Genomic DNA, 7,945 nt, shown 5'->3' on the forward strand with positions numbered 1-7,945 from the left:
ATTAGCACAAGAAGCAAGAGAAATCGAAAAAGCAAATGATACTGTTTTAAGAACCCCTCACATGAAAGAAGGAAACCCAGGTTGTAAAACAGACTTAATTTCAAAACCAGAATAAGTAGTTTAATTACTACTTTATTTTTTCTTTTTTTTATTCTCAAGATGTAATATATTTTTTACAACAACATTGAAAAAAATATAGTCCGAAGACTATAATACCCCTTTTGTAGAAGGAATCTGATCGTGTTCTATTTTAATTGCCTCTTTTAAGGCTTTTGCAAATGCCTTAAAGACAGCTTCAGCCTTGTGGTGATCGTTTGCCCCTTCAACTGTACCATAAATATTCAATTTGGCACTGGAAGCAAATGATTCGAAGAAGTGAATGATAATATCTGATGTCATGTCTCCAATCTTTTCATTCTTAAAGTCGAGACTCATGTTGCAGTAGCTGCGTCCGCTTATATCAATTGCCACTGTGGAAACTGACTCATCCATCGGAACTATGGCATGCGCCATCCTTTTTATGCCCTTCTTATCGCCGATTGCTTCAAGAAACGCTTCCCCTAAAAGGATTCCGACATCCTCTATTGTGTGGTGGTCATCTATTTCGATATCCCCAACTGCCTTCACGTCCAAATCTATCATTGAGTGTTTGGAAAATGACTCAAGCATGTGATTGAAAAAGTTGATTCCTGTTTCGATGTCGTATTTGCCTTCCCCATCCAAATTCATCTTTATTGAAATATCGGTTTCTGATGTTTTCCTTGAAACATTTGAAATTCTAGTCATAATCTAACCTACAAAATAATTAATTTTAGCTTCAATAATTTAGGCATCTTCACCCGGACGTATGATTTTAATGCAGTCAGTAGGGCATTCCATGGCACATAGTGTACAAACATGACAATATCTTAAATCCAATATACGTGCAACCCTTCCAACTTTCCAAATTTTAGCTGATTTGGGACAAATCTCAGCACAATTTCCACATCCTATACATTTATCTTCATCGACTAAAATTTGCAACGGCATGATATCACCTATAATTTTAAAGTAGCAACGGACATTGCCTTAAATCCTATATAAACTTCCTTACCTATGTTCAAACTTAATTCCTTTTCTGCAGATACTGTAATGTCACTGCATAATGTAACTCCACCGACGTTGATTTTAACACGGATAATTTCACCTTCGAGCCTCATCTCAACAATCTGGCCCTTCAGGATATTACGGATACTTGAAGCCTGCGGCTCCAACATCAAAAATATGTTATCGTAACTAATCAAGGCCAATATCTCATCGCCGATTTTATAATTCCTATTCAATGGAGCATTGATTTCAAACTCATCGTTTTTGATGGTCATTACGCCTTTGGCATCATTGATATCAACTACTGTCGCTTCAATTTCATTGACATCCTTGTGAAGCTCCATGATGGCATTGATCTTTTTACATTCCTTTAAAATGGAGTAGCCTTCATCGGTGAGCTTTGGTTGTATTTACAACCTTAACGTCAAGACTGGATTCTATCTTATCAATATAGTTCAAAGCAGTCCTGTAAGAAACATTAATCTCTTTAGCAGCCGCTGTCAGAGAACCTGTATCTAAAATAGACACCAGCAAGTTGTACTTTTTACTGTCAAGCAAAAAGGAATTGCCATCTACATTAATTTTATATTCAACACCTGCGCTAACATCAGTCATTATAAATCCCCCGAAATATAACAATAATATTTTTATAAATTATATTTAAATAAGTTTTTGTTATTATGGCATTTTTAAATCCAAAAAATTTTTTCAATTGAAATTACACATCGACAGACTATCTTAAAACATCGGAGATACAATTCAATCAAAGAAATTCCAACGCCATTTCATTATCTGGATTCCATCCTTTCAACAAAATTCAATAGCTTATTTACTATCTTGGACAGCGGACCGAATTTTGAAGAAAATTCCCTAAGACTCTCGATATCATCCTTTTCAAAGAACTTGACCAGAATCAATGCAAAGAAATAAACAATCATACAGGCCACAATACCCGGGAAGAGCCACAATGTGGTTTTTGGAATTATTAATGCGAAAATTCCCATAATCATTGACGCCGCAAATATCTTGGCCACGGATTTCTTTGGAGCCTTTGTCTTGGTAAGTTCAAATACAAAATAAATGCACGGCACCATCATCAAAAAGCAGGCAACGGTGGTAGCCAACGCTCCGCCTGCAATGCCCAGAAACGGAACCATATACCAATTGAGGACACCTGTGACAATTGCACCTCCAATCAGGATATACATTGGAATTCTAGGATTTCCTATTCCCTGGATGACACTTGTTGAAATGGTGAAAATTGAATAGAATGTCATACCGATTGAAAGAATTGCCAAAGCGGCTGCACCCGCAACATAGGCAGGATTCTTAAAGTACAATACCTGAAGTGTAGGAGTCGCAAACAATGCAAGGCCGACACACATCGGAACGACAAACAATAACGAATACTTATAGGCCTCTGAAACATACTTCTGTAGGGAATCAATGTCCTTTACCTTGAATGCCTCTGAAGAAGCCGGAAGAATTGTTGTTGCAATGGAAACTGAAATAATTAACGGCAAACGTGCGATTGGATCTGCCGCTGCGAAAAATCCTATATCGGCCAATGTCAGAAACTTTCCCATGACTATGGTACAGATGTTGTAGATAAGCATTTCAGCCACAGCGGTTATGATGACGGGAATGGAGAATTTCACCAATGTTGTGGCAAGTTTCATCCTATCCTTCATTGTAAATACGAAACCTTCGCTAGGTTTAGGAATGTATTTCGGCATGTGCACCTTGAAGATGTAAACAGCCGCAACAACGGATAAGGAATATCCCAAAACGGTACCCCACAGTGCCCCGACAGTTGAAAGTCCAATCAAAACAAATGCAGTGGCAAAAAGAATCATACCGAGCTGTTCGACGGCACGGGTATATACGATATACTCCATCTTGTAAACGCCCTGAAACGCCCCTCTGAAGGCACCTACAATAACGCTGAAAGGTGTGATAAGCCCCACAATCTGGAGGGGAACAAGTGTTATCGGCTTGTGCAGGAAATTATAGGCAAGGTAAGGAGCAACGACAAAAATCATCAATACCCCAAAGAACAGCCCCAGGAATATCATTATCTGCAGAGCCGTGTAAATGGTCTGCCTGGCCATATCATGCTCGCCGACGGCTTCATACTCGGCAACGTATTTTGCTATTGCTGGAGGAAGTCCACCGGCAGATAAGGTCTGGAAAATTCCCTGGAAAGGCAGTGTGATTCCTAAATTACCATATGCGACAGGTCCTAAAAGTATCGCCATAAGAAAACGGTAAAGGTAACCTCCCACACGGAAAATTATATTACCTATAAAAATTATCAAACTACCTCTAATCAACTTATTTGCCATGATATAACCTAAAAAAAGTTATTAAATATATGTAACTTAATTTTACTATTTAAATGTACTTATTTAAGAAATTTTCAAATTCCTTTAAAGTTCTATCCAAAGACTCCATACCATAAGAATCTTTCCTTATTTCATCAATCGAGTCCTGCGACCAAAAGGAAGCGCCCAAATTGGAACCGAAAGGCCCTCCGCTTACCGGTATTATGCCGTGTATCATGAAATATGTGATGTTTGCCAGATGGGCAAAATCCTGTCCTCCCGTGCGGTCTCCGCCAACTGCAACGCTCATTCCAATCTTGCCCCTTAAAATGTTATAGTCAACGGCCTCCAGGGCGCGTGTCCTATCCATAATAATCGAAAGGTTTGCAGAAACCGATCCGGACTGGACTGGAGTTGCAAGGATGATGCCGTCTGCACTCAAGAGGTTTTCGTATACCTCACCCATATCATCCCGGATGATGCACTTTTTGTTTTCAAGGCAATAATCGCAATGCATGCATGGCTTGATGTCCCTAGCATGGCATGTGAAGATTTCAGTTTCAAAATTCCAGCTTTCAAGTTTCTCCAGAGCCTGAGTGAGCACATAATAGGTTGTGTCGTTTCTCGGGCTTGCACAGATTCCAAAGACTTTCATAAAAATAGTTTTAGATAAATAAGTTAAAATATTTTGTGAAAAAAAGAAATGGAAAAATAGAGAAATTAATCTCTATTTTTTAACGGTTATTTTAACTTTTTTGACCAATTTGTTAAAGTTTGCATTGCCTTTGAAAGTGACTTTAGCGGTGTACTTACCTTTTTTAGTTAATTTTTTGATTTTGAATGTTGCTTTACCTTTGGCATTGGTTGTTGCCTTGTAGGTTTTGCCTTTAACTTTTAAGGTGAGTTTTACTTTTTTCATCGCTTTTCCTTTGTTGTCTTTCAAGGTAACAGTGTATTTTTTGGTTTTGACTTTTGCTTTGAAAGTTTTCTTTTTAGCGGTCAATTTGACAGCAGCCTTTTTGACAACAACATTGGTGTTGGCGGTTGATTTCAAGTGTGTTGCATCACCATCATAGGAAATGCTTACAGCATAGGTCTTAGGAACCAAATTAGCAGGAATAGCTAATGTAGCCTGTCCATTTGCATCAGTGGTCAGGACTGTAGCTTTACCGTTGAATGTAACAGTGACTTTAGCGTTTGCAATTGCATTTCCATTTACTTCTTTTAATGTGACAACCAAGTTTTTGCCGATTTGGTAAGTTGTTGTTACGCTAGGAGCAACAATTGTAGTTGGAGCTTTTTGAGTTGTTACAATGATTTGCTGCAATGCTAAAATAGTGGAACCTGTAGCTACAAATGAAATGTTGTTTGAGCCTTTGACGCTACCAGTAATGTCAATAGTGTATAAATCAGTGGTTGAACCGGTTCCGTTCCAAACATTTTCATAGGTTTGACCATTGAACACAATACTGCCTTCACCTTTTTGTGCACTGGCAGCAAAGATGTATAATTGTGCTGTATCAGCGATTTTTACACCATCAATGGTTGAATCTGCTTTGACTGGTCTTTTTGCAACATTGTTGGAGGTTCCAGCGAGCAGGTCAGCACCATTTGAGATATATACATTTTTGATGACTGCACTGCCGGTAGTGTTGTACATGTACATTAATACTGATGGATAAACCGCAGGGGTGTCATCGTATTTCTTAATCAATACGAATGAGTTTTCACCGGATTTGATTAAATTAGTCACATCGTAAACCAATACACCGTATCCATACATACCATATCCGCCTAAATTGCTTTGATCCCTATACCATGCTACAGGAGCAATAGATGCACCGTTGAATGTTACATTGAACATTGTAACATCTTCAGTGTACTTCTTGCCGTTGAACCAGTTATAAGGAACATAGATGTATGATTTGACAACGCTTGATTTGGAATCCAAGCTAACAGTCCAAACATCGGTTCTGTTCTTTACACCAGAGCCAAGATAGGAAGAAACATCTTTAACGTCAATGACAATGTCTCCGTTGATAGTAATGTTTAGGAATGATTCCATTCCGCCAGCAGGATAAGCCAAGTCTTTGCCTAAATTACCGTTGTATAAAACAGGAATGCTGATTGTGGAATTTGTAACATTCTTATCACCGGAAGACACTTGGATAGTATAGTTGACTTTCTTATTTGCAGCGCCGTTGACTGTGGATGCGTCAACTTCCCTGATTGTTGGGTCAATAAGCATGAATGTGTTTGAGCCTGCTACTAAACTGACTTCAGTTGAATTAACCGCTTTACCGTCGGCCAATAAGGTAACATTGAATTTGGCTTCCTTAAGAGCTTCGATTTTAAATGTGATTGCATTGTTTGTACCTGCATAAGCTGAAGGGACACTAGTGTATTCAGGAGTTATGGAGGTGACTTCAACATCATCTATGTTTTTGGTTAAAACCATTATTTGCTGCAATGCCAAAATTGAACCGTCAGTGCCGATAACTGAAATTGTGTTTGTATCTTTAATTTTGCCAGTTACATCAAATTCTTTATAATCGGTACAAGAGGATGGGCCATCCCAAATGTTTTCATAGGTTTGACCATTAAATATGATATTACCATAGTTTGATTTTGCATTTGAGGCTAGCACATAAAGTGTCGCATTTGAAGTTAGTTTTGGATTAACCTTAATTGTTGAATCCGCTTTAGCAGTTCTATTAGCATAATTTTTTAATGAAGATGAATGATCACATAGTAAATCAGCACCATCATTTATGTAGATTTCTTTAATGGTGCTGCTTTCAGTTGTATTGTACATGTAAATTAATACAGACGGATAAATAGCAGGATATTTGGCGGCCCTACTTACAAATAAGCTATTACCGCCTGATTTGTTAAGTAAGCCAGTGACATCATAAACTACTACACCATAACCGAAACTGCCATAACCGCCTAAATTACTTTGGTCTCTATACATTGTTATAGGAACAATTTTTTCATTATTGAAGGTTACGTTGAACATGGTTAAGTCTTCAGTGGCGAGACTTGGATCAAACCAATTATAAGGTATGTAAATAAATGATTTGACGATAGTTGACTTATCATCTAAGTTAACGGTCCAAACATCTGTTCTATTACGGAGAGGATCATCTCCTTTCAAATAAGTTGAAACATCCTGAACATCAATTTTAATGTCACCATTAATGATAATGGTTGGCAATGCTACCATTTCACCAGCAGGATAAGCCAAATCTTTGCCTAAATTACCATTATATAGAATTGGAAGACTCATTGCAGTTGAATTAACAGTAGCACCGTTCAATAATAATTCAACAGTATAATTGACTTTATTGTTATCTGCTCCTACAACGGTAGTGTTGTCAACTGCCCTAATGGTAGGGTCGGTTAAATATTTATCAATAGCAACATCAGTCAAGTCTACTTCAGTTTCATTTACAACTACACCATCGGCCAATAATCTGAGCACATATTTTCCAGCTTTACTTGCACTGACTGTGACTTTCAAAGTATTGTTAGTGCCTGCAAAAGCGGTTTTTGAGTATTCAGTAGCGACTGCCATGGTGGACTGTATATCATTTATTGTGAGAACAGAAAGTGAATTTCTAATTGAACCCCACTGGCCGTTTCCGCTAGCGGCAACATTAAGGACAGTGTTTTTAGTCCTGTCAATTAATTTGCTAACATCCCATTGATTATATTGATAAGTACTGCCCGTTACATGCACGTCGGCATCACCTAAAAACTTATCGTTCAATTTATAAGAACCGTCAGAACTGGAAAGCACAATATTTTTTAAAGTTGAAAGACCGGATTTGCCTACTGTATCAAAATTCAGTGTGACATTGGATTTAGTCCATAATTGATTGTCATTGATCCAATATCCAATGGTTTCATCTGTACTATTGTCATTATAAGCTAAAACCAATGCTATTAATTTTATTTTACCATCAAATGACTTGCCTTCCATTTCAAATGAATCAACATGGATTGCGAGTTTAGTTCCATTCAAACCGGACAGCAAATCCTTAATGTTATAATGTATCATATAATTAAGATAAACCTTATTGACATGGTCATTAAGATTATGGACAATGGAATGGTCTTCCTCATCATTCACACAAAATAAGGTTTCATTATATTTAGTGTCACCATTTGCAGTTTTAATGGTCGTATTGACATTAGCACCATACCTGTCATCAGTAGTGACACCATAAACATTCACATAAACATCAGCACTCTTAATCGTTTTTGCATCCTTTGGAATATCATAGCTCAAATCCCCACTATATGTATTAGGATTTTCAGTTACGACATCCACTCCACCTGAAACAGTCCCTGAAATAGTAGATTGAGAATCTTCTAAAACAGGAGCATCATCACTAGATGCAACCGCATCATCTGCATCCTGTGCAGACACTGCACCAATTGAGAGGACAATCATTAAAATAAAAATAGATATAAACAAAATTTTTTTATTTCTCATAATAATCCCATTTGAAAATATATTTTCGTACCAA

General features: G+C 37.5%; 6 protein-coding genes and 1 pseudogene. 1 reads left to right on the forward strand and 6 read right to left on the reverse strand.

Annotated elements, in window-relative coordinates:
- Positions 1–115: F420-dependent methylenetetrahydromethanopterin dehydrogenase (locus QZ138_RS10950; RefSeq protein WP_292889068.1), on the forward strand; the 115-nt coding region annotated here is incomplete at its 5' end.
- A 92-nt stretch (positions 116–207) separates the two neighbouring features.
- On the opposite strand, the gene hisB is transcribed toward QZ138_RS10950, so the two are convergent.
- The 6 genes and pseudogenes from hisB to QZ138_RS10985 all read right to left on the reverse strand — a co-directional run bounded on the left by hisB (position 208) and on the right by QZ138_RS10985 (position 7,869).
- Positions 208–786 carry an imidazoleglycerol-phosphate dehydratase HisB gene (gene hisB / locus QZ138_RS10955; RefSeq protein WP_292889060.1) on the reverse strand — a complete coding sequence of 193 codons (579 nt, stop codon included), beginning with the start codon at positions 784–786 and terminating at the stop codon, positions 208–210.
- Positions 787–825: 39 nt separating this feature from the next.
- A complete protein-coding gene (locus QZ138_RS10960; protein ID WP_292600098.1) occupies positions 826–1,029 on the reverse strand; it encodes a 4Fe-4S binding protein in 204 nt (67 codons plus the stop codon).
- Positions 1,030–1,037: 8 nt separating this feature from the next.
- Positions 1,038–1,701, reverse strand: a pseudogene (locus tag QZ138_RS11390) (TOBE domain-containing protein).
- Between the two features lie 173 nt (positions 1,702–1,874).
- Positions 1,875–3,431, reverse strand: coding sequence for a flippase (locus tag QZ138_RS10975; protein ID WP_292889063.1), 1,557 nt, complete (start codon positions 3,429–3,431; stop codon positions 1,875–1,877).
- Positions 3,432–3,480: 49 nt separating this feature from the next.
- Positions 3,481–4,065, reverse strand: a complete 585-nt coding sequence (locus QZ138_RS10980) for a flavodoxin family protein (RefSeq protein WP_292889064.1) — start codon at positions 4,063–4,065, stop codon at positions 3,481–3,483.
- A gap of 72 nt (positions 4,066–4,137) precedes the next feature.
- Complete coding sequence (locus QZ138_RS10985) at positions 4,138–7,869, reverse strand: DUF3344 domain-containing protein (protein ID WP_292889065.1); 3,732 nt, start codon at positions 7,867–7,869, stop codon at positions 4,138–4,140.
- Between the last annotated feature and the right edge of the window lie 76 nt (positions 7,870–7,945).

Source organism: Methanobrevibacter sp. UBA212 (genome assembly GCF_905233225.1).
In the GTDB taxonomy this organism is placed as follows: Archaea; Methanobacteriota; Methanobacteria; order Methanobacteriales; family Methanobacteriaceae; genus Methanocatella.

What these genes read in the sequence shown, in the direction of transcription:
- QZ138_RS10985 (WP_292889065.1), bottom strand. Translation starts at nt 7,869, where the DNA reads ATGATTGTCCTCTCAATTGGTGCAGTGTCTGCACAGGATGCAGATGAT.
- QZ138_RS10980 (WP_292889064.1), bottom strand. Translation starts at nt 4,065, where the DNA reads ATGAAAGTCTTTGGAATCTGTGCAAGCCCGAGAAACGACACAACCTAT.
- QZ138_RS10960 (WP_292600098.1), bottom strand. Translation starts at nt 1,029, where the DNA reads ATGCCGTTGCAAATTTTAGTCGATGAAGATAAATGTATAGGATGTGGA.
- QZ138_RS10975 (WP_292889063.1), bottom strand. Translation starts at nt 3,431, where the DNA reads ATGGCAAATAAGTTGATTAGAGGTAGTTTGATAATTTTTATAGGTAAT.
- hisB (WP_292889060.1), bottom strand. Translation starts at nt 786, where the DNA reads ATGACTAGAATTTCAAATGTTTCAAGGAAAACATCAGAAACCGATATT.